Origin of the sequence: Azorhizobium caulinodans ORS 571 (assembly GCF_000010525.1) — a bacterium.
GTDB classification, from domain to species: Bacteria; Pseudomonadota; Alphaproteobacteria; order Rhizobiales; family Xanthobacteraceae; genus Azorhizobium; species Azorhizobium caulinodans.
The window spans coordinates 659,126-680,000 of the sequence record NC_009937.1 but is presented as its reverse complement, the minus strand read 5'-3'; the positions used below and the strand labels follow the sequence as shown (position 1 = coordinate 680,000).

Annotated in this window: 20 protein-coding genes; all 20 read right to left on the bottom strand. The window is 68.6% G+C overall.

The window, feature by feature from the left end:
- Positions 1 to 584: 584 nt before the first annotated feature.
- Entirely contained in the window at positions 585 to 1,187 is a 603-nt protein-coding gene (locus AZC_RS03105) for a HupE/UreJ family protein (protein ID WP_012169144.1), read from the bottom strand.
- Between the two features lie 65 nt (positions 1,188 to 1,252).
- Complete coding sequence (hypE, locus tag AZC_RS03100) at positions 1,253 to 2,320, bottom strand: hydrogenase expression/formation protein HypE (protein ID WP_012169143.1); 1,068 nt, start codon at positions 2,318 to 2,320, stop codon at positions 1,253 to 1,255.
- The gene (gene hypD / locus AZC_RS03095) at positions 2,317 to 3,438 is read right to left on the bottom strand and encodes a hydrogenase formation protein HypD (protein WP_012169142.1); all 1,122 of its coding nucleotides are present in this window, start codon (positions 3,436 to 3,438) and stop codon (positions 2,317 to 2,319) included. Before hypD ends, hypE begins: the two co-directional genes overlap by 4 nt.
- Before the next feature lie 12 nt (positions 3,439 to 3,450).
- Entirely contained in the window at positions 3,451 to 3,750 is a 300-nt protein-coding gene (locus AZC_RS03090) for a HypC/HybG/HupF family hydrogenase formation chaperone (protein WP_012169141.1), read from the bottom strand.
- 9 nt (positions 3,751 to 3,759) lie between these two features.
- Complete coding sequence (locus AZC_RS03085) at positions 3,760 to 5,226, bottom strand: sigma-54-dependent transcriptional regulator (RefSeq protein ID WP_012169140.1); 1,467 nt, start codon at positions 5,224 to 5,226, stop codon at positions 3,760 to 3,762.
- A gap of 4 nt (positions 5,227 to 5,230) precedes the next feature.
- Positions 5,231 to 6,181, bottom strand: coding sequence for a hydrogenase nickel incorporation protein HypB (gene hypB, locus AZC_RS03080; RefSeq protein WP_012169139.1), 951 nt, complete (start codon positions 6,179 to 6,181; stop codon positions 5,231 to 5,233).
- The gene (gene hypA, locus AZC_RS03075) at positions 6,181 to 6,522 is read right to left on the bottom strand and encodes a hydrogenase maturation nickel metallochaperone HypA (protein ID WP_012169138.1); all 342 of its coding nucleotides are present in this window, start codon (positions 6,520 to 6,522) and stop codon (positions 6,181 to 6,183) included. The genes hypB and hypA overlap by 1 nt, the downstream gene beginning before the upstream one ends.
- A 2-nt stretch (positions 6,523 to 6,524) precedes the next feature.
- Entirely contained in the window at positions 6,525 to 7,466 is a 942-nt protein-coding gene (locus AZC_RS03070) for a nickel-dependent hydrogenase large subunit (RefSeq protein ID WP_012169137.1), read from the bottom strand.
- A complete protein-coding gene (locus AZC_RS03065; protein WP_012169136.1) occupies positions 7,463 to 8,368 on the bottom strand; it encodes a [NiFe]-hydrogenase assembly chaperone HybE in 906 nt (301 codons plus the stop codon). The genes AZC_RS03070 and AZC_RS03065 overlap by 4 nt, the downstream gene beginning before the upstream one ends.
- Before the next feature lie 10 nt (positions 8,369 to 8,378).
- Entirely contained in the window at positions 8,379 to 9,218 is an 840-nt protein-coding gene (locus tag AZC_RS03060) for a hydrogenase expression/formation protein (RefSeq protein ID WP_012169135.1), read from the bottom strand.
- 9 nt (positions 9,219 to 9,227) lie between these two features.
- Positions 9,228 to 9,635 (bottom strand): hydrogenase, encoded by a 408-nt coding sequence (locus tag AZC_RS03055; RefSeq protein WP_012169134.1) that lies wholly within the window; start codon positions 9,633 to 9,635, stop codon positions 9,228 to 9,230.
- On the bottom strand, positions 9,635 to 9,964 hold the full coding sequence (locus AZC_RS03050; protein ID WP_012169133.1) for a HypC/HybG/HupF family hydrogenase formation chaperone: 330 nt from the start codon (positions 9,962 to 9,964) through the stop codon (positions 9,635 to 9,637). Before AZC_RS03050 ends, AZC_RS03055 begins: the two co-directional genes overlap by 1 nt.
- 4 nt (positions 9,965 to 9,968) lie before the next feature.
- The gene (locus AZC_RS03045; protein WP_012169132.1) at positions 9,969 to 10,595 is read right to left on the bottom strand and encodes a HyaD/HybD family hydrogenase maturation endopeptidase; all 627 of its coding nucleotides are present in this window, start codon (positions 10,593 to 10,595) and stop codon (positions 9,969 to 9,971) included.
- A gap of 264 nt (positions 10,596 to 10,859) precedes the next feature.
- Positions 10,860 to 11,585, bottom strand: coding sequence for a Ni/Fe-hydrogenase, b-type cytochrome subunit (gene cybH, locus AZC_RS03040; protein ID WP_012169131.1), 726 nt, complete (start codon positions 11,583 to 11,585; stop codon positions 10,860 to 10,862).
- A gap of 12 nt (positions 11,586 to 11,597) precedes the next feature.
- Positions 11,598 to 13,412 (bottom strand): nickel-dependent hydrogenase large subunit, encoded by a 1,815-nt coding sequence (locus tag AZC_RS03035; protein ID WP_012169130.1) that lies wholly within the window; start codon positions 13,410 to 13,412, stop codon positions 11,598 to 11,600.
- Positions 13,409 to 14,491, bottom strand: a complete 1,083-nt coding sequence (locus tag AZC_RS03030; protein ID WP_012169129.1) for a hydrogenase small subunit — start codon at positions 14,489 to 14,491, stop codon at positions 13,409 to 13,411. The genes AZC_RS03035 and AZC_RS03030 overlap by 4 nt, the downstream gene beginning before the upstream one ends.
- A 215-nt stretch (positions 14,492 to 14,706) precedes the next feature.
- Positions 14,707 to 16,998 carry a carbamoyltransferase HypF gene (hypF, locus tag AZC_RS03025; RefSeq protein WP_012169128.1) on the bottom strand — a complete coding sequence of 764 codons (2,292 nt, stop codon included), beginning with the start codon at positions 16,996 to 16,998 and terminating at the stop codon, positions 14,707 to 14,709.
- Between the two features lie 7 nt (positions 16,999 to 17,005).
- Entirely contained in the window at positions 17,006 to 18,478 is a 1,473-nt protein-coding gene (locus AZC_RS03020) for a nickel-dependent hydrogenase large subunit (RefSeq protein ID WP_012169127.1), read from the bottom strand.
- Positions 18,475 to 19,497 carry a HupU protein gene (locus tag AZC_RS03015; RefSeq protein ID WP_012169126.1) on the bottom strand — a complete coding sequence of 341 codons (1,023 nt, stop codon included), beginning with the start codon at positions 19,495 to 19,497 and terminating at the stop codon, positions 18,475 to 18,477. Before AZC_RS03015 ends, AZC_RS03020 begins: the two co-directional genes overlap by 4 nt.
- Positions 19,494 to 20,864, bottom strand: a complete 1,371-nt coding sequence (locus tag AZC_RS03010; RefSeq protein WP_012169125.1) for a sensor histidine kinase — start codon at positions 20,862 to 20,864, stop codon at positions 19,494 to 19,496. The genes AZC_RS03015 and AZC_RS03010 overlap by 4 nt, the downstream gene beginning before the upstream one ends.
- Between the last annotated feature and the right edge of the window lie 11 nt (positions 20,865 to 20,875).

The following is a 20,875-nucleotide window of genomic DNA, read 5'->3' as shown; positions in this document are numbered from 1 at the left end:
GATTTTGCGATGCGCAAGAACCTGTGTGCAAATGCGCAACGCAAATGCAAACGCTCAAAGAATGGGCGTGCCTCTCCGCTCGCACCTCGACGGAAACGACTTGTTCACCGCGGAAAATGCGCCTGAGCGGGCTTTCAGACTTTGGCCGGACAGGGTTTGGCCGTTCCAAAGCCGATCGAGGCCAGCCAATGGAGTAAGGCCGGGCGACAGGTTTGGTTCCGGCGCCGCAACGAACTGGCTGACTGAAAGCGGGAAGCGCAGGCGGTCCGCGTCGCAGGACGTCTCAGGAGGCGCCGGATGTTTGCGGCGTCGTGAAGAGCCAGTAGCCGTTCGAACTCCCCACACCGCACGGGATCGGCCGTAGGGCGGGAGCAAACGGAGAGTCAGGACGAGACCGTAGTTTCCTGGAAGGACATTCGCCACGGCCGGCGGGCGCCGATCCGGAAGCGACAAGAGCACGACTGGAACAGTCCATCAGTCGTGCGCGGCCCGGTCCATCGGCGCAGCGCGCAGGGCGACGCGTGGAACATGGGGCCAAGCCGGAAGGAAAGCGGCGGGCGCACGTCGCGCCCGCCGGAAACGTCTCAGAGTGCGCCGAGCACGAGGCCGAGGCCCGCCACCGACACCGCCGCGCCGGCTCCGCGCATGAGAGCCGGGCCATGGCGCTCGGCAAGGCGGCCGATGCCGAAGCCGACACCGATGCCGGCCAGATGCAGCAGGCCCGTCGCCAGGATGAAACCTGCGCCATAGGCGAAGCCGCTGGCGGTCTCCGGCATTTCGGCGCCATGGGCATGGCCGTGGAAGATGGCGAACAGGCCGACCAGAACCATCGAGACGGCGAGCGGGGCCTTCACGCCGAGCGCCACGGCGGCGCCGAGCACCACCACGGACAGGGCGATGCCCAGTTCCACATACGGCAAGGTCATGCCCATCATGCCGGCGACGCCGCCGCCCGCCATCAGCACCATGAAGGTGAGCGGGAGCATGTAGACCGCCCGGCCGCCGATCTGCCAGGCCAGCATGCCGACAGCGACCATGGCCAGCACATGATCAAGCCCGCCGATGGGATGCATGAAGCCGTGCATGAAGCCATGGGCATCACCCACGCCCGTATGGGCGAAGGCGAGCGACGGGGCGAGCATGAGGGCGCCGGCAAGGCCGAGCGTACGGAGGGGAAGACGGGTCATCAAACAAGCTCCTCGGAAGGTTGGCGATTTTTGCGTGATTGCAATGCACAATTCAATGCTTGGCGTCAGCAGATCCGCGGCAACTGATCTCCCACCAGCATGTCCACGATGCGCTCCCCGCCGAAGCGGGTTTCCATGACCACGCGGCCGGGCCGCTCGGCGGCAAGCCGCCCGATGATCGCGGCCTCCCGGCCGAGGAGATGGGCGCGCACGGCGGCAAGCGCTGCCTCAGCTTCTTCGGGAGGCACGACGGCGACAAGCTTGCCCTCGTTGGCGAGATAGAGCGGATCGAGGCCGAGGATCTCGCAGAAGCCGTTCACTTCGGGCCGCAGCGGCACGTCGGTCTCGCGGATGCGCACGCCGACGCCGCTCGCCTCCGCCAGCTCGTTGAGGACGGCGGCGACGCCGCCGCGCGTGGCATCGCGCATCATGCGGATGCCGGGGGCTGCCGCGATCAAGGTGGCGACGAGATCATGCAGGGGCGCGCAGTCGCTCTCAATGGGCGTCTCCAGCGCGAGGTCGCCGCGCGCATTGAGGATGGCGGCGCCATGGTCGCCGAGCAGACCGTTCACCAGCACCACATCGCCGGGGCGCCCCTTGGCGATGCCGACATCGAGCCCCGTTCGCACCACGCCGATGCCGGTGGTGGTGAGGAAGAGCTTGTCGCAGGCGCCGCGCGCCACGACCTTGGTGTCGCCCGTGACGATGACGACACCTGCTTCTGCAGCCGTGCGGGCCATGGAAGCGACTACGGCCCGCAGCGTCTCCAGGGGCAGGCCTTCCTCGATGATGACGGCGCAGGAGAGCGCCACCGGGCGGGCGCCGCCCACCGCCAGATCGTTGATCGTGCCGCAGACGGCGAGCTTGCCGATGTCGCCGCCGGGGAAGAAGAGCGGATCGACCACGAAGGCATCCGTGGTGAAGGCGAGGCGGTCGCCCTGCGCCGCCAGCGCGCTCAGGTCGAACCGCGCCTGATCCTCCGGGGCCGCGTGGCCGGCGCCGGAGAAGGTTTCGAGAAACACGTCCTCGATGAGATCGCGCATGGCAGTGCCGCCGCCGCCATGGGCCAGCGTCACCTTGGGCTGCGTCACCTTGCGGGGCGCGCGGCGGGGAAGGGAGAAGGGTCCGTTCATGCTGCCCCCCGCAGGCCGCCATATTGGTAATAGGCCGCGCAAGCGCCCTCGGATGACACCATAAGGGCGCCGAGCGGCATCTCCGGCGTGCAGGTGGTGCCGAACACCGGACAGGCCCACGGTTTCACGGCGCCGGTCAGCACCTCGCCGCAGCGGCAGGCCGCGGGATCGGCCACCTTCACGTCCGGCACGGCGAAGCGCCGCTCGGCATCGAAGGCGGCATAGGGCTCGCGCAGGCGCACACCCGAGCGCTCGATGGAGCCAAGGCCCCGCCATTCGAATGTGGGGCGAGGCTCATACACCTCCTCCACCGCACGCAAGGCGGAGGGGTTGCCGCGCTCCGGCACGACGCGGGCGTACTGGTTCTCGATCCGCGCCTCGCCCGCCGCCATCTGGCGCAGAATCATCAGCAGGGATTGCAGGAGATCGATGGGTTCGAAGCCCGCCACCACCAGCGGCTTGCGGAATTCCTCGGCGATGAAGCGGTAGGGCGCCGTGCCGATGACCATGGAGACATGGCCGGGTCCGATGAAGCCATCGATGCCGAAGTCCGGCTGCTCCAGCAGCGCCCGCAGCGTCGGAATGATGGTGATGTGATTGCAGAAGAGGGAGAAGTTGGTGATGCGCTCGCGCGCCGCCCGCTGCACGGTGAGCGCGGTAGAGGGCATGGTGGTCTCGAAGCCGAGGCCGAAGAACACCACCTCCCGGTCGGGATTGCGGCGGGCGAGTTCCAGTGCGTCGAGGGGCGAATAGACCATGCGCACGTCGGCGCCGTCCGCCTTGGCCTGAAGCAGGCTCTTGCGGGAGCCGGGAACCCGCATGGCATCGCCGAAGGTGGCGAAGATCACTTCGGGCCGCTCGGCGATGGCGACGCAATCGTCCACGCGGCCCATGGGCAGAACGCAGACCGGGCAGCCGGGGCCGTGCACGAATTCGATCAGGTCGGGCAACAGGCCTTCGAGCCCATAGCGGAAGATGGCGTGGGTGTGCCCGCCACACACCTCCATGACGGTGACGGGATCATCCTTCGCGCGCCCGAGGGTGGCGCAGATGGTCCCGATTTCCCGGATCAGCGCGGCGGCGAGGGCCGGATCGCGGAATTCATCGACGAAACGCATGGGCTCGCCTCCTCAATTAGCCGGAGCGAGGGGTGCGACGGAGCCGGTGCGCATGGCATCCAATTCGCCTTCCATCTCGCCGATCTCCGCCAGCACCTTCAGCGTGGCGGCGGCCTCCTCCTCGTCGATGCGGCTCATGGCGAAGCCCACATGGACGAGCACCCAGACGCCGATGAGCGCCTCAAGGGGTTCGCCCTCCTGCGCCACGCACACCACGTCCACGGTGCGGCGGACGCCGGACACATCGACGACGGCGAGCATCGCGTCTTCATCGGCGATGGCGACGATCCGGCCGGGAATGCCGAGACACATGGGGTCCTCCTAATGCCGGGCGAAGGTGCGGTCGCGGGCGATGCCGTAGCGGTCGAGCTTGGCCCTGAGGCCGACGCGGGAGAGGCCGAGTTCTTCCGCGGCCCGGCTCTTGTTCCAGCGGCAGCGCACCAGGGTTTCGTGCAGGATGGAGGCTTCCATGCGCTCGATCCGGTCCTTCAGCGGCCCGCTGTCCGGCAGCGTGATGGCGGCGAGCATAGGGTCGGCAGCGGCGGCACGCACCACATGGGGCGACAGGAGATCGGCCCCGAGTTCGGGACCGGGCGCCAGCACCAGCATGCGCAGCACCTCATTCTGCAACTCGCGCACATTGCCCGGCCAGTCATAGGCTTCGATGCAGGCGAGCGCCTCTTCCGTGAAGCCCTTCACCGCCTTGCCGTGCTGGTTGCACAGGCTGTCGAGGATGGCGGCGGCGAGCACCCGCAGATCCTGCTTGCGCTCGCGGAGCGCCGGCATGGCCAGCACCATGGCCGAGAGGCGGTAATAGAGATCCTCGCGGAACTTGCCCGCACTCACCGCCTGCACGAGATCGCGGTGGGTGGCGGCCAGCACGCGCACATTCACCCGCTTGGCATCATTGGAGCCGACGGGGCGGATTTCGCCTTCCTGAAGGAAGCGCAGCAGCTTCACCTGAAAAGCCGGCGAGACGTCGCCAATCTCGTCCAGAAGGATGGTGCCGCCGTCCGCCTGATCGAGCAGGCCGACGCGGGTCACATGGGCGCCAGTGAAGGCCCCCTTCTTGTGGCCGAAGAGTTCAGATTCCAGCAGTTCGTCCGGAATGGCCCCGCAGTTCACCGCATGGAAGGCGCAGTCGGACCGCAGGCTGGAATAATGGATGGCACGGGCGAGCAGTTCCTTGCCGGTGCCGGTCTCGCCCTGGATGAGCACGGGAATGTCGAAGACCGCCGCCTGTGCGGCGCGCTGGCAGGTTTCGTTCAGTGGACTCTGGGGCGTGCGGATCAGCGTGTCGAAAGAGAAGTTGCGCACCACCTTCTCACGCTGGGAGACGACCCGCGCCTGCGCCACGGGCGCCACGAGCTTCAGTTCCAGGGACAGCCGGTGGTGGTCGCGCTGGAGCGCGAAAAGCTGCGCGGCATTGCGGGCCACCAGCAGCAACTGGTCGGGGTGCCAGGGCTTGGTGACATATTGATAGATGCCCGCCCCGTTGATGGCGCCGATCATGTCCTCCGGCTCCGTATAGCCGGTGACGATGATGCGCACGATCTCCGGCCAGCGCTCGCGCACCTCGGTGAGGAAGGCGACGCCCGAGAGTTCCGGCATGCGCTGGTCGCAGAAGATGGCCTGCACCCATTCCTGCTCCAGCACCGCCCGCGCCTCGGCGGCGCTGGCGGCGGTGAAGACGTCGAACTCCTCGCCGAGCACGCGCGCCATCACCTCCACGGAACGCGGCTCGTCATCGACCACGAGAAGGGCGGGACGCGAGGCGAGCGCGGTCATGGGCCTACTCCGCCGCCCGCCGGGCCGCACCGCGCAGGGCCGCCGCGCGAGCGGCGGCGGCCTCGGCCAGCGCTTCCAGCTTTTCGGCGCGCACATCCTCCAACCAGGAGAGCCAGGCGCGCATGCCATCGCCGGAACGGCTGGAGAGCGTGAGCACCTTGGCGTGCGGATTGATGCGGCGGACGTTGGCGATGATGAGATCCACGTCCACCTCGAGATGCGGCACCAGATCGGCCTTGGTGAGAAGCACGAGGTGTGCGCCTTCAAAGATGTCGGGATATTTGAGCGGCTTGTCCTCGCCCTCTGTGACCGACAGCAGCGTCACCCGCTTGTCTTCGCCGAGATCAAAGGCGGCGGGGCAGACGAGGTTGCCCACATTCTCGATGAACAGCACGCCTCCCGCTTCCAGCGGCAGGCGCTCCAGCGCATGGCCGACCATATGCGCGTCGAGATGGCAGCCCTTGCCGGTGTTGATCTGCACCGCCGGCGCGCCGACGGCGCGGATGCGCTCGGCATCATTGCTGGTCTGCTGGTCTCCCTCGATCACGGCAGCGGGGATCTTGTCCTTCAGCGCCTTCAGCGTCTCGACGAGCAGCGTCGTCTTGCCGGCGCCGGGGCCGGCGAGCAGGTTCAGCGCGAAGACGCCGAGGGTCGAGAGGCGGGCGCGGTTGGTATCGGCGAAGCCGTCGTTCTTGGCGAGGATGTTCTGCTCGATCTCCACCAGCCGGCGGGCCTCCAACCCCGGCGCGTGGGAGCGCACCGGCTGCGGCTCATCGTGGCCGTGATGGTGGTCGTCGTGATGATGATGGCCATGGCCGTGATCGCCATGGGCGTGGGAATGGCCATGGTCGTGACCGTGAGAATGGTCATGGCCGTGCGCAGGATCGTGATGCGCTTCGCCATTCGGGCCGGAGATGGTCACGGCATCAGGGCCGCAGCCGCAGGTCACGCACATCACACCACCTCCAGATCCTTGATGGTCATGCCCGTGCCGCCATTGGGCACGAGGCGCTCGCCGCCGCAGCAGGGGCAGGGGTCGAGGCGGGTGGCGAGCGGCACCGTGCGGTTGCAGTCGAAGCACCAGGCGGTGCCCTCCTCTTCCAGCACCACCAGTTCCGCGCCCTCGGCCAGCGAGCCCTGCATCACGACGTCGAAGCCGAAGCGCAGTGCTTCCACCTCGACGCCCGCGAAGGCGCCGATGGCGAGGCGCACCCGCGTGACGCGGGAGAAATCCTGCGCCCGTGCCGCCTCTTCCATGGACACCCGAAGGCTCTCGCAGATGGCCATTTCGTGCATGGTCAGCCCCCCAGCCCCTCTAGCTTCACCGGCACGCAGGGATTGACCGCGAGGAGCGCGAGGCGGCCCAGCATCGGCGTCTCGGCGCGCGACGGCAAGGCGGCGAGCATGCGTTCCAACAGCCCGCCCGGCGCCAGCGTCCAGGCGCTCGGCGGCACGATGCGATAGAAGGCGATGCGCCCCGCCTCCACCCGTGCCCCATGGGCGAGCAGCCCGCGCGCGGCAGCAGCAAAGCCATGGCCGGCGGCCGTCCTGCCGCAGGACGCCGGGCCGCCCTTGAGCACCGCCAGCAGATCGAGCACCCGCGCCAGAAGCCGGGCAAGCAGGCTGCCACCTTCGGCCGCCAGAAGCGCCACGAGCAGCGGCGCCTGCCGCACCCGCGTCAGCACCGTCGCATCCCGGGCCGGGAGGTCGCGAGGCGCATCCGCCACGGCCGCATCAAGATCGCTCAAGGTGAGCGGCGGCAGCCCCACACGACCCCAGGCGGGGTCGATGTGTTGGCGCACCTGGCGCAGCAGGCGGGCGGGCAGCGTCTCGCCACGCGCCAGCCACAAGTCGAAATCCGAGAGCGAGAGGCCCGCGAGGTCCACATCGCCGCTCACGCGCCGGGCCAGCTCGGCCCCGCCATCGGGGTTCGCCAGAAGGCCGAGCGCGTCGCGCTCACCGGGCAGGTCCAGCGCCTCCGGGGCCTGATGGAACAGGGCCAGCGCATGATCGCGCAGCGTCTCCTGTCGGATCGAGGCCTCCGCATCCGTGGCCGGCAGATGGAGCGCCTGCGCGCTCGCCGCACCGTGGGCCGCGGCGCAGAGATTGAAGACGCGGGGGATGAGACGCGCGGCCTCTTCCACCGGCCGGCCCGCCAGCCAGCGGCCCGCGTCGGTGAACGCAGGCGCGGAGAATCCCCGGCGATGCGCGAGGACAGCGCTGGCGGCGAGCGGGCTCATGGGGCCCCCGCCGGACGCGCGGAACGGCCGAAGATCATCTCCCGCCGGGAGCGTTCGGGCGGCGGCACCAGCGTCTGCGGCAACGCCTCGGCTCCGTCCTCGGCCTCAGGCTCACCTTCAGGCGCGAGGTCCGGCAGCTTGGGCTGCGCCGCCTCCTTTGCCGCCAGCTCCGCCTCGCGTCGGCGGCGGATTTCGGCGCTCGGCACGCCGGGCTCGCGATGGGCCGGATCGAATAGCGCGACGAGGGCCGCCTGCGCGGTCTCGACCGCCTGCAACATGGAGGAGAAATCGAACATGGGCGAGAAGAGGGAGCAGGCCTTATAGGCTCCGACCTCCGGTCGCTGGGCGGCCAGGAACTCATAGAAGCCGGACGGGAACTCCACCAGGTCCTTCGCGCCCGTGGCGAGATGGCTCCAGTCCTCATCCGGCCCCGGCAGCAGGATAAGGTTCATGAACCAGGGGGTGATGAGCATGCCCAGCACCCGCCCCTCATGCACCCGGAAGCCTACGGCCTTCACGCTCAGGGTCTCGTTGACCATGGGCACGCCGCGCATCTGGCCGGCATGGATCTCTCGGAACGCGGCTTCCAGCTTGCCCGGCACATCGCGGGCGATGGCGAGAAGGCGCGGGTCCACATCCGGCTCAGCCGCCGCCGACGCAGGGCGAGCCTCTGGCGCGCCCCCATCGAGCACCATGAACTGGTCGCGCGCCCCGTCGCACACCGGGCAGCGCCAGTGGTCCGGCAAGGCGGTGAAAGGCGTGCCCGGCGGCACCTGCCACACCTCGCAGCCCTCCGCCGGATCATAGACGTGCCAGCAGATCTTGCATTCGAGCCGGGTCGCCGGGTCGAGCGTCGCGGCCTGACCGCGATAGGAGCCTTCAAAGCGCAGGGAGGCGGTCACGCGGGTCTCCTCACGCCAGAGCGTCCAGCACCTGCGCAAGGCGCGCGGCGCTGTCGGCAATGTCCTCGGGCGCGGCCTGCGCCACCTCCGGCAGAGACGTGATCTCCAGCGTGTCGAGGATGAGCATGTCGGTGGAATTGTAATAGCGCACCCGCCACACATCCCGCCGCGCGGCGGCATCGATCCGGCAATTGCCATAGCCGCGCGAGAGAATGGTGAGGTGCCCCTGCCCCAGCACCTCATCGATCAGCACGAGGTCTTCCGGCGTGTGCGGCAGCAGGGAGAAATTGATGACGTGGGCCGGCGTACCGGGCGCGCGGGCGCTGGTGCGGTGGGCGATCTCGGCCAGGATGGGCGGCGCGTTCACCACGCCCGGGCGCGGCCGGGCGATATCCTCAAGGTCCATCTGCCATTCCGCCGGGAAGGCGCGCAGCAATGCGCCACGCGGAAAAGCCCCCACCTCGATGCGATCGACGCTCTCCGCGCCGCGCACGCGCCACACGCCGGCGAAGGTCGCTTCCTGGATCTCCAACGGCACGACGCCGGTGACGCGCACCGCCACTTCGCCCTCGCCCAGCGCCTCGTCGATCAGGGCGCGGTTCCGGGCATCGAGCCCGGCCAGCGAAAAGCTCTCGTGGCCACCCGGCTGCCAGCGGGCCAGCGCATCGCGCACCGCCGCCAGCGTCGCGAGCGCGGCGGCGCAGGGGCCCGCCACGTCCGCATCGAGAAGATGGGGCTCATAGACCCGCATACCCGAGGGCATGGGCAGATACGCGAGGCCCTCCTCGTCTCCCGACTGGCTGCCGGGGCCGAATCCGAGGGGCGGCTGGATGGCAAAGGGCGAGGCCATGGAGGCTCCTCAGTGGGTGGCCGCGCCGAGGACGGCGCTCAGGCGGGCGAGATATTCATCCCAGTCGCGCATGCGGGCGACGGAGCCGATGGGCGTTCCGGCCCGCACCACCACCAGCGCCGGCAGAGCGAGCTGAAGCTGCTGGCGCAGTTCCAGTTCCAACGCCGGGCCGGCGATGGCGGCGGAGAGCCGGTCGGCAGTGCCGTTCAGCGACTTCACCAGTTCCGGCAGGACGGCGGCGATGTCCGGCGTCTCCAGATGCGGCTTGCCGTGGGAGGGCAGGAACAGGAGGAGATCGCGCGGCTCGCCGTCGAGATCCGAAAGCGCATCCGCATAGGAATACCCATGCGTGATGACCAAACGCTCAACCAGAGGGTGCGGAAGCGGCGCCGGGGCCGTTGCGGCGGAAAGGGACATCAGGCCTCCGTACGTCCCGCAGCCAACGCTGCGGCCAGGTGGGGCGGGAGCTGCGGCTCCCGGTCGAGATCGGCAAAGGCGCGGTCGAGAGCGCCGGCGTCGCTTGTGCCGGACATTACGGCCGAGAGGGCCGCCAACGCGTCGGCGATCTGGCGCGCCTCGAGGGCATCGATGAGGCGGCGGGCGGCGCCGAGGAAGACGAGCACATAATCGCCCACCTGCGCCTCCGGCACGAGGGCGAGATCGACGCGCGCAAAGCCTTCCGGGCCGGAGCATTCGGCAAGATGCCCGCTCCGGCTCTCGATGCGCATGGGCAGGCCGACGCACATGGGCTCAGGCCTCGCCGAAGGTGCGGGCGAGCACGCGGGCGTCGCCGATGCGGCAGGCGTCCTGCGCGCTCGGCCGTCCCGCCTCATAAGCGGCACGCGCCACGGCGGCGGTGACGAGCCCCTCCGAGCTTTCGCTGTCGCGCGGCCGCACCGGAACGTCGAACTCTTCAGTAAGGAGGCGCAAGACCTCGGTCACGGCGGGGGCGACCTGCGCCGCCACCGGAGGGGTCAGCCCTCCACCGTAATCATCAAGCGTATGGGGCTGGACGCCCACGAGGCGCAGATGGCGCGGCAGGCAGCCGCGCAGTTGCAGCAGCGCCAGCACCTCCTGGAATCCGGTCTGGTGAAGGCTCAGCTTGCGCGCGCCGAGCACGGCGGGAACGTCGCCATCGGACAGACAATGGAGGGTGCCGGGGGGCAGGCCGTAATCCACCGCATCGAGGATCACCACCACATCCGCCTCTTCCAACGCGGGCAGGAGATAGAGGCCCTGCGTGCCGCCATCGAGCAGCGTCACATGGTCGGGGAAAGTGAAGGCGCGATCGAGGGCTTCCACCACGCGGACGCCGAAGCCTTCGTCCGCCCACAGGATGTTGCCGATGCCAAGCACGAGGATGTGTTCGCCGTCCATGCGACGCGCCTCTCTCCCTGAGGGACCTCCGACGGTGCGGTCTGCGCCGCCCTTTGGAAAATCTCCAATTCAAGAGCCATGCCAGAACGTCGCAGGCAGGCGAAATGCTGTGCCGACAATGAAACGGGCGTCCGAGCGGACCACCCATCAAACCCTGAACTGGAAAACATCCTTCCATCTATTCACAAAGATGGAAACCTATCTTCCATACAAAAAAGGCGCGGCCGAAGCCGCGCCAGAGGGGCAGGACAAGCCGTGCGCGCCCTATTCGGGATCGTCGTCGCGGAAGCTGCGGGTGCCGTTGGTCATGGCGGAGATCATGGTCTGGCGGGACATGATGTCCTCCCGGATCACCGAATAGACATGGATGATCACGAACAGGATGAACACCCACATGCCGATGTGGTGCAGCGTGTGCACCTGCATGGAGCCGCCCAGTAGCGGGATGATCCAGCCGAACATGCGGTCCTGCCAGGAGCCGAGGCCCGCCCCCTCCGAATAGAGGGCGAAGCCGGTGCCGATCATGAACAGCCCGCCCAGCACCATGACGAAGAACATGAAGAACTGCGCCAGGGGGTTGTGACCGACGAACTTCAGCGGCCGCGGCTTCAGGAAGGCATACCACTTCACCTCGATGATGAGCCCGCGCCAGAAGCTCGCGCGCCAGAAGGGGAAGGTGAACAGCTCGCGGGAATATTTATTGCCCACGAAGGCCCAGAGCACCCGCCCCACGAAGCCCACCGCGAAGATGTAGGCGGCGGCGAAATGGAAGAAGCGGATGTACCCCATCTGGTAATGCGCGCTCGGCTCACCTGACAGCGTCGGCAGGGGCGAGGCGATGAGATAGCCGGTGATGCACAGGACGACGATGCACAGGGCATTCACCCAGTGCCACAGGCGCACCGGCGCCTCATAGACGTAGACCGTCGGCAGGCGCCGCTCCTTGGGAGCCTCCGCCGCCTTGGGTTGGGAGAGGGGAATGTCGCTCATGGCGCCCTCCCCTCAGCGCACGGTGACGCGGGCGAGTTCCTCCCCGCCCGGCGCAAGCACGTGGGTGGAGCAGGCGAGGCACGGGTCGAAGGAGTGCAGCGTGCGCAGGATCTCCACCGGCTCGTCGGGGCGCTGCATGGGCGTGTTGAGGAGCGAAGCCTCGAACGCACCGATGTTGCCCTTCGGGTCCCGAGGGCCGCCGTTCCAGGTGGTGGGCACCACGCACTGATAATTCTCGATCCGGCCGTCCTTGATCTTGATCCAGTGACCGAGGCCTCCGCGCGGCGCCGCCACCGTGCCGACGCCCTTGGCCTCCTTCGGCCAGGTGGAGGGGTCCCACTTCTCCACATTCGCCGTGGATGTATCGCCCGCCTTGATGTTGGCGATGAGATGGTTGAAGTCGTCCATCATCATCACCGCGCAATAATGCGCTTCCAGCGCCCGCGCCAGCGTGCGGCCGATGGTGGTGGGCAGCGCCTGCTTGGGCGTGAAATTCGTGCCGGCGAGGGTGTTGAAGCGCCCGAGCGCTTCGTCCACCTGCCCCTTCACGTAATCGACGCCCTTGGAATAGGCGAGGATGTAGCGGGCGAGCGGGCCCACCTCTACCGCATTGCCGCGCCAGCGCGGCGCCTTGATCCAGCTGTATTTGGCGGCCTCGTCCACGGCCTCGATATTGGTCTTGGTGCCCTTGGCGGCGGGGCCGAGCTCATATTTCGGCTCGGTCACGCCATCCCAGGGGTGCAGGCCCTTGTCATTGTTGCCGCTGCCGTAGGTGTACCAGGAATGGGTGACGAACTCCTGCACCTGCGCCGGATCGCGCGGATCGATGGGATGGATCTCGTCCCACTTGCCGCCGAGGATGACGCCGCCCGGCAGACGGTCCGTGGACTTCTGGCCCTGGATGGCTTCGTAGTCGCCATAATCCATCACGTTGAGCGCCGAGAGGCCGCCGCCATAGAGCCAGTCCTTATAGAAGCTGGCGATGGCGATCACGTCCGGCACATAGACATTGGCCGAGAATTCCAGCGCCTCCTGAAGCTTCAGCTTCACGAAGTTGAGGCGCTCCATATTGAGCGGAGCGCCCGCCGACATGTCCCCGTCCATATTGATGGCGCAAGGCACGCCGCCCACCATGTAGTTCGGATGCGGGTTCTTGCCGCCGAAGATGGTGTGGACCTTCACGATCTCCCGCTGAAAATCGAGCGCTTCGAGATAGTGCGTCACCGCCAGCAGGTCCGCCTCGGGCGGCAGCTTGTAAGCGGGATTGTCCCAGTAGCCGTTCTTGAAGATGCCGAGCTGCCCGCTCTCCACGAAGGTCTTCAGCCGGTTCTGCACATCGCGGAAATAGCCCGGCGAGGACTTGGAATGGTTGGAGATGGACTGCTGGAGGGCGGAGGTCGCCTTGGGATCGGCCTTCAGCGCATTGACCGGGTTCACCCAGTCGAGCGCATGCAGATGATAGAAGTGGACCACATGGTCGTGCCACTGCAGCACCTTGGCCATGATCTCGCGGATCAGGAAGGCGTTGTTCGGGATCTTGATCTGGAGGGCATCCTCCACCGCGCGCACGGAGGTGAGCGCGTGGCAGCCGGTGCACACGCCGCAGATGCGTTCCACGAAAGCCCAGGCATCGCGGGGATCGCGGCCCTTCAGGATGACCTCCAGCCCGCGCCACATGGTGCCGGTGGAGACCGCGTTGCGGATGACGTTGTTGGCGTCGACATTCACCTCGCAGCGCATATGGCCTTCGATGCGGGTGACGGGATCGACGACAATACGGCGCCCGGCATTATCCAGGCTGAAGCCGTTCGGGGTCTGGATGGTCACTGGGCGTCTCCCTTGTGCTGGGCGCGCTTCAGCGCGCTGACGGCCGCGTGCACGGCCACGGCGCCGCCCACGACGCCTGCGGCGGCAAAGCCGATCTTGTCCGCATTGGCCTCGATGCCGAAGCCTTCACCCTTGATGTCGGTGAGACGGGCATACCAGGAACCCTTGTCCCAGAAGCCGTCCTCGGAGCAGCCGATGCAGCCGTGGCCGGCCTGGATCGGGAAGGAAACGCCGTCATTCCAGCGCACGGTGGAGCAGGCGTTGTAGGTGGTCGGCCCCTTGCAGCCCACCTTGTAGAGGCAATAGCCCTTGCGCGCGCCCTCGTCGTCGAACTTCTCGACATATTGCCCGGCATCGAAATGCGGGCGGCGATAGCATTTGTCGTGGATGCGCTGGGAATAGAACATCTTCGGCCGGCCCTGGCGGTCCAGCTCCGGGATGCGGTCGAAGGTGAGCATGTAGGTGATGACGCCGGTCATCACCTCGGCGATGGGCGGGCAGCCCGGCACCTTGATGATGGGCTTGTCGAAGATCACCTCATGCACCGGGGTCGCGCGCGTCGGATTGGGACGCGCCGCCTGCACGCAGCCATAGGAGGCGCAGGAGCCCCAGGAGATGATGGCCTTGGCGTCCTTCGCCACCTTCTTCAACTGATCGACGAAGGGTTTGCCGCCGATGATGCAGTACATGCCATCCTCGTTGAGCGGCGGATTGCCTTCCACCGCGAGGATGTAGTTGCCCTTGTACTTCTCCATCACCTCATCAAGGATCGCTTCCGCCTGATGGCCCGCAGAGGCCATGAGCGTGTCGTCATAGTCCAGCGAGATCATGGAGAGCACCACGTCCTTCACCAGCGGGTGAGCGGAGCGGATGAAGCTTTCCGAGCAGCAGGTACATTCCAGGCCATGGAGCCAAAGCACCGGCAGGCGGGGCTTGGTCTCCATCGCATGGGCGATTTCCGGCACCATCTCCGGGCCGAGGCCGAGCGCGGCAGCGGTCAGCGAGCAATATTTCAGGAATGAGCGGCGGGTGATGCCCTGCCGGCGCATCACGTCATAGAAGGTCTCGAGGCCGGCCATGCGGCGTCCCTCCGGGGCATGTGTCCAAGCGCGGGCCGGCGTCCCTATGGGACATCCGGCTCCGGCGCGCGCCGCGTCGAGGCGACACGCTCATGCCCCTTCAGCAACCGCCGTGCCACAGGCTGGAAGCGTTCCAGATCAAGGCTTTTCCGTTCTCGCACCGGTGCGACCGGCGGAAAGCGGAACGCCGCTTTCCACGCGCGACGGAAAGCCGCTTACCGGCCCTCTGACGCCATCAGCCGCGCCGCCGCGATGGCCGCCTGCCCGAAGGCGAGGCCGCCGTCATTGGCCGGCACCTCGGCGGGCAGCAGCACGGCAAGACCATGGGCGGACAGGCGGGCCGCCACGTCTTCGAGCAAGCGGGCGTTCTGAAACACGCCGCCGGACAAAGCGACGGTGGATAGCCCATGGCCTTCTGCCACCCAGGCGGCAAGGTCGGCAAAGGCCGCGGCGACACCCGCATGGAATCGCGCCGCCATCGCGGGGGCGGGCACGCCCGCTGCCCGGTCGGCCAATGCCGTCCGCCAGAGCGGCGCCGGATCCAGTTCCATGAGGCCGTCGGCCTCCCGCACCGCCATGGGATAGGGCGCGGCCATGATGTCGCCCGCACAGGCTTCCAGCGCCATCGCCGCCTCGCCCTCAAAGGAGAGGCGATCGGGCGCGAGGCCAAGCAGCGCCGCCATGGCATCGAACAGCCGCCCGGCGGAACTGGCGAGTGGCGCATTGAGCCCCTTGGCGATCATGGCCCGCACGGTGGCAAGCGGCTTTCCATCCAGAAGGTCCGCCGGAAAGCCATCTTCCCCCACCGCCGTGTCCAGATGAGCCAGCAGCACGCGCCACGGCTCCCGGCTCGCAACATCCCCGCCGGCGAGCGGAATGGGGACGAGGCGCGCTATGCGGCGGCTCTCCCGATAATCGCAGACGAGCACCTCGGCGCCCCAGAGCGTGCCATCGTCCCCGAGGCCGAGACCGTCGAGGGCAAGGCCCACCACCGGCCCCCCGAGACGCGGCCAGCCGTTTTCCGCCAGAGTGGCGGCGATATGGGCGTGATGGTGCGGAATAGCCAGCAGCGGCAGGCCCCGCTCCACCGCCAGTGCCGTGCCAAACTGCGTCGCGCGGTAGCCGGGATGGAGGTCCACCGCCACCGCCTCAGGATGATGCGCGAACACATCCGCCATATCGGCCAGCGCGCGGGCGAACTCGTCTTCCACGGCGGGCGTATCGAGGTCGCCCAGATGATGGGTCAGCAGCGCCTTGCGGCCATGGCTGAGACAGGCAGCGCTCTTGAGATCGCTCCCGAGCGCGAGGATGGGCGGCGCCCCCTCGAAATCCGCCGGCCAGTCGAGGGCGCGGGGCGCCTGCCCGCGCCCCCGACGCATCACCCGCACGCCGCCGGCGGCGATGCGCACCACGCCATCCTCCAACCGCCGGGCGATGGGGCGGTCGTGGGTGAGGAGGCCGTCCACGATGCCGGCGAGCGCAGCCTCGGCCTCTTCGTCGCGGAACACCTGCGGGGCATTGGCCCTGTTGGCGCTGGTCATCACCAGCGGCCCACCCACGCTCGCCAGCAGCAGGTGATGCAGGGGCGTATACGTCAGCATCAGCCCCACGTGGCTCTGGCCCGGCGCAACCGAGGGCGCGAGCGGTCCATCAAGGTGCCGGCGCAGCAGAACGATGGGCGCGGACGGGTCCGAAAGAGCCTCCGCCTCAAGGGCTGACACTTCGGCCAACGCACGAGCAGCGGCGAGGTCAGCCACCATCACGGCGAGGGGCTTGGCCGGACGCTGCTTGCGGCGGCGCAGCTCCGCCACCACCGCCTCGCTGGTGGCATCGCAGGCGATGTGGAAGCCGCCGATGCCTTTCACTGCCAGGATCGCGCCCGCCTTCAGAGCACTCGCAGCCGCCGCCAGCGCCGCATCTCCCTCGAAGGCCCCGAAGCGCAGGCGCGGGCCGCAGGTGGGGCAGGCGATGGGCTGGGCATGGAAGCGACGGTCGGCCGGGTCGTCATATTCGCGCCGACAGTCGGGGCACAGGGCGAAGGCGCGCATGGTGGTGCGCGGGCGGTCATAGGGCAGGCCTTCCACGATGGAGAAGCGCGGGCCGCAATCGGTGCAATTGGTGAAGGCATAGCGGAAGCGCCGGGCCTTCGGGTCCGCGATCTCCGAACGGCAGGCGGGACAGGTGGCGAGATCCGGCACGATGCCCACGGACACCGTCCCCAGCCCACTCTCCGCGATGTGGAACTCTGCCCCCTCGACCGGGGCAGCAGGGACGCGCGTCACCTGCTCGACGCGGGCAAGCGGCGGAGCCTCGGCCACGAGCGCGGCGACGAAAGCCGCGCGGGCCTCGACAGGCCCGCGGATATGGATGCGCACCGCATCGCCGGTATTGCTGACGCTTCCCGCGAGTCCGAACCGGCGGGCGAGGCGCCAGACGAAGGGGCGGAAGCCCACCCCCTGCACGATGCCGCGCACCGTGATCTCTTCAGCTTCGCCCGTGCGCTCCATGGGCGCCTCAATGCACCGTGCAGACCATGCAGGGGTCGAAGGAGCGCACGATGTGCTGCACGGAAAGCGGTGTCGTCTCGCCCTCCTGCACCGGAGCACCCACCAGCGCCGCCTCCAGCGGGCCGGGCACGCCCGCCGCGTCGCGGGGCGAGAAATTCCAGGTGGTGGGTGCGATGATCTGATAGCGCGCGATGCGCCCGTTCCGGACCTCCATCCAGTGGCCCAGAGCCCCGCGCGCCGCTTCCGTCAGCCCGGCGCCCCGCCCCTCGGACGGGTTCGTCCCATGGGCGCACCAGGGCTCCGCAGGCTCCAGCGCCCGCACCCAGCCCTCCATGGCGATGAGGGTGCGCGCGGTCTCGATCAACCGGCCGATGACACGGCTGAAGACATTGCCGCCGCCCGCCGCCACCAGCGCGCGGGCGAGCGGCTGGCCGTCCATGAACTGGCGGGCCAGCGCGCCGGTCTCGAAGGGCTGGCCGGCCAGGCGCGGCGCCTTGCACCAGGTGTAGCCGGTCTCGTCGAAGCCATCGGGAATGGTGGAGCCGGCGAAGGGGTGATGCGGGGCCGCGCGATCCTCCATGCGGGCGAAGGTGTGGTCCTCGGCGATGGCCGCCTCGTCCACGCCGCCCAAGACCCCGTCCGCGAAGGTGCCGGCCGGGTAATGCGGCCCCTCCTCGCCCGGATAGGCACCGAAGCTCAGGAAGCGGTCATAGGCCCGCCCAAGGTGGGTGAGATCGAGGTCGGCGGCGATTTCAAGGAACAGGCGGAAATCGCCATCCGGGCCCAACGCGCGCCACGCCTCCAACTCCCGCGGGTCCGCCAGAGCGGAGATCCGCTCCAGGGGCGCGCCATAGAGGGTTTGTTCCAGCGTCGCACGCACGGCGCCTAGCGTCGCCAGAAGGCGCATCTGGTCGCGCGGCTCGGCCCGGCGCGTCACGCCGCCGGGCTGGATGGCAAGCGTATGCGGCCAGCGCCCCGCCAGCAGGCCGAGGACGTGCATGAGCGTCGCCCGCGCCTCGATGAGCCGCCGCGCGCTGGTGCCTCGCCCCGCCTTGAAGCGCGCCTCGGCGGCGGCGAACCACGGCCGGTCCGCATAGGCCGCGCGGGCGAAATCCGGCATGAAGAAGAGGTGGAAATGGGTGAGGTGGTCGGCCACGTTCTCCGCCGCCACGAGGAGATTGGTGGCGATGCGCCCGTTGGCGGTGGGCGCGAGGCCCTGCCATTGCGCCAGCGCCAGCGCCGCCGCCTGCGATTGCGACACCGAACAGATGCCGCAGATGCGTGGGGCGATCACCAGCGCGTCGAAGGGATCGCGCCCCTCCAATATGCGCTCGAAGCCGCGGAACAGCGGCGAGGAGACGAAGGCCGCGCGCACTGCGCCGTCCGCCACCTCAAGGCGCACCTCAAGATCGCCCTCCACGCGGTTGAACGGGCCGACGATGAGCCGGGCCGTCCCGTCCTTCGCTGACGCATCCCTCATCGGCGCTTGATGTCCCGCACGGTGGGCGGCATCACCACATGGTCGGACACCGCATTGCGCCGCAGCCGCTCGGGCGTTGCCGCCTTGGCGAGCGAGGAGAGCGCGATGAACCAGGCCTTGGGCATGTCGGTGGGCAGGCCCACGGGGATGCCGGCGATCTTGGGCGTGGCGAGATAGGGGTGGCCGGGCTCCTCGAATTCGGGCGCGGTGCAATTGATGCAGGCGTAGCCGCCGCGCGTGCAGGAGCCCTCCCCGTTCCACGGCCGCGTATTGCAGTCCGCATGGGCCTGCGTACCGAGGCACCCCAGATGCTCCATCATGCAGCCGAGGTCGGAGAGCTTCTCCGCGCTCGCCTTGTACTCGTAATATTCGTTGCGCGGGCAGCCGTGGTGCACGAGGTGGTCCGCATAGAAGCGCGGGCGGCGATAGGCATCGAGATCGTCCGCGCCCAGAAGCCCGGCCGAGAGCAGCATCAGCGTCTCGGTGATCCAGTTGGGATGGGTGGGGCAGCCGGCGATGTTGATGACCGGCAGGCCGGAGCGCGAGCGGAAGGCCGCGCCCAGCGCCCCACCTTCGCGGCGCCCGTCATATTGCAGGCCGCAGGCATCCGCCGGATTGGCGCCCGCCGCCGTCACGCCGCCATAGGCCGCGCAGGTGCCGACCGCCACCACATGCTCCGCGACCGCCGCGAGGTCCCGCACCCACTCGATGGTGGGACGCCCCGTTCCCGCGAGCACATGAAAGCGCCCGGTGCCGTTCGGCCCCCGCAGCAGCGCGCCTTCCACGCACAGCGCATCGAGGCGGATGTCGCCACGCGCCACCGCCCCCAGAAGCTCCACGGCCTCGGTGCCCGTCTCTTCCGAAAGGCTCGGGTGCCACAGCAGGCGGATGCCGGCGAAATCGAGCGTGGTGAGGAGGTCCGGCGCCTCGGCGCAGAGCAGCGACATGGTGCAGCCGCCGCAGCCGCCCGATTGCAGCCAGAGCACGTTGAAGCCATGGGCGCGGGATTGGACCGTCATGGCGTGCTCCCGGCGGCGGGCAGGCTCAGGGTCATCACCGCACCGCCCTCGGGGGCATTGGCGGCGGCAAGCGTGCCCTCGTGCTCCTGGACGATCCGATAGCAGATGGACAGGCCGAGGCCCGTGCCCTTGCCAACCGGCTTGGTGGTGAAGAAGGGATCGAACACCCGCGAGAGAATATCCGGCGCGATGCCGGGGCCACTGTCACGCACCCGCACGACCACGCGCTCGCCCTCGCGCCGGCCGGTGATTTCGAGCCGGCGGACGGGCGCGCCCTCCAGCGCATCAAGGGCGTTCTGGACGAGGTTCATCATCACCTGATGCAGTTGCCCCGGATGCCCGGTCACGTCCAGCCCGTCCGGCAGATCGGTGAAGATGGCCACGTCAGGCTGCTGGGCCTTGGCCACCCAATCGAGCGCCGAGCGCACGAGGCCGGCCATGTCCACCGCCTCGTCGCCCTGCCGCCGGTCGGACGAGAAGCGGCGCAGGTCCGCCACGATGTCGCGCACCCGCTCGGCGCCTTCCAGCATGCCGGCGAGCGTCGGACCGAGCTCGGCCAATGTGCGGTCGATCTTCAGCTCACCGCGCAGGCCCGAGACGGCGGCCGGGCTCGGGGCGCCATGCAGCGCGTCGAGATAGGTGGCGAGGCGCTCGGCATAGCGCTTCATGGTGTGGGCGTTGCCATAGACGAACGAGATGGGATTGTTCAGCTCGTGCGCGACGCCGGCCACCAGACGGCCGAGAGAGGCCATCTTCTCCGCCTGCACCAGTTGCTGCTGGGTTTCCTTCAGACGTTCATGGGCGGCGGCAAGGTCGCTATAGGCCTTGCGCAGCTCGCCCACCGGCCGGCCCATGAGGGTGATGCCCACGGCCCGCCCGCGCGGATCAAAGCGGATGGCGCCGTTGACCGAAACCGGCAGCGGCCCCTCCGGCGTGAGGAAGGTGAAGTCCCGGTCCGCGATCCGCTCGCGCCGCGCGACGGTCGTCAGAACATCGGAGAAGGAGGCCGGAGATTCCGGCGCGATGAGATCGGCGAGGCGCTGCACCTGAAGGACACTGGCCGGGCGACCGAACAGGCGCTCGGCGGCCACATTCACTTGCTCGATGCGCCCAGCGAGATCGCAGGCGATGAGCACGTCGGTCATGGAGGCCATCACGCCGGCGATGAAGGCATGCGCTTCCTCCAGCGCCTCGTTCTTGGCCTCCAGTTCCACCTGCTGGGCCAGCAATTCGGCATAGGTCTCGTCCATCTTCTGGATGACGGAGATCCACGCCTGCTCGGCTTCGGCACCCGGCACGGCACCATCCGCCCCGAGGCCAGAGGCCGGGAGCACGGGCGGAGCGCCATCATCGTGCGGAAGGGACATGACCGGAACCG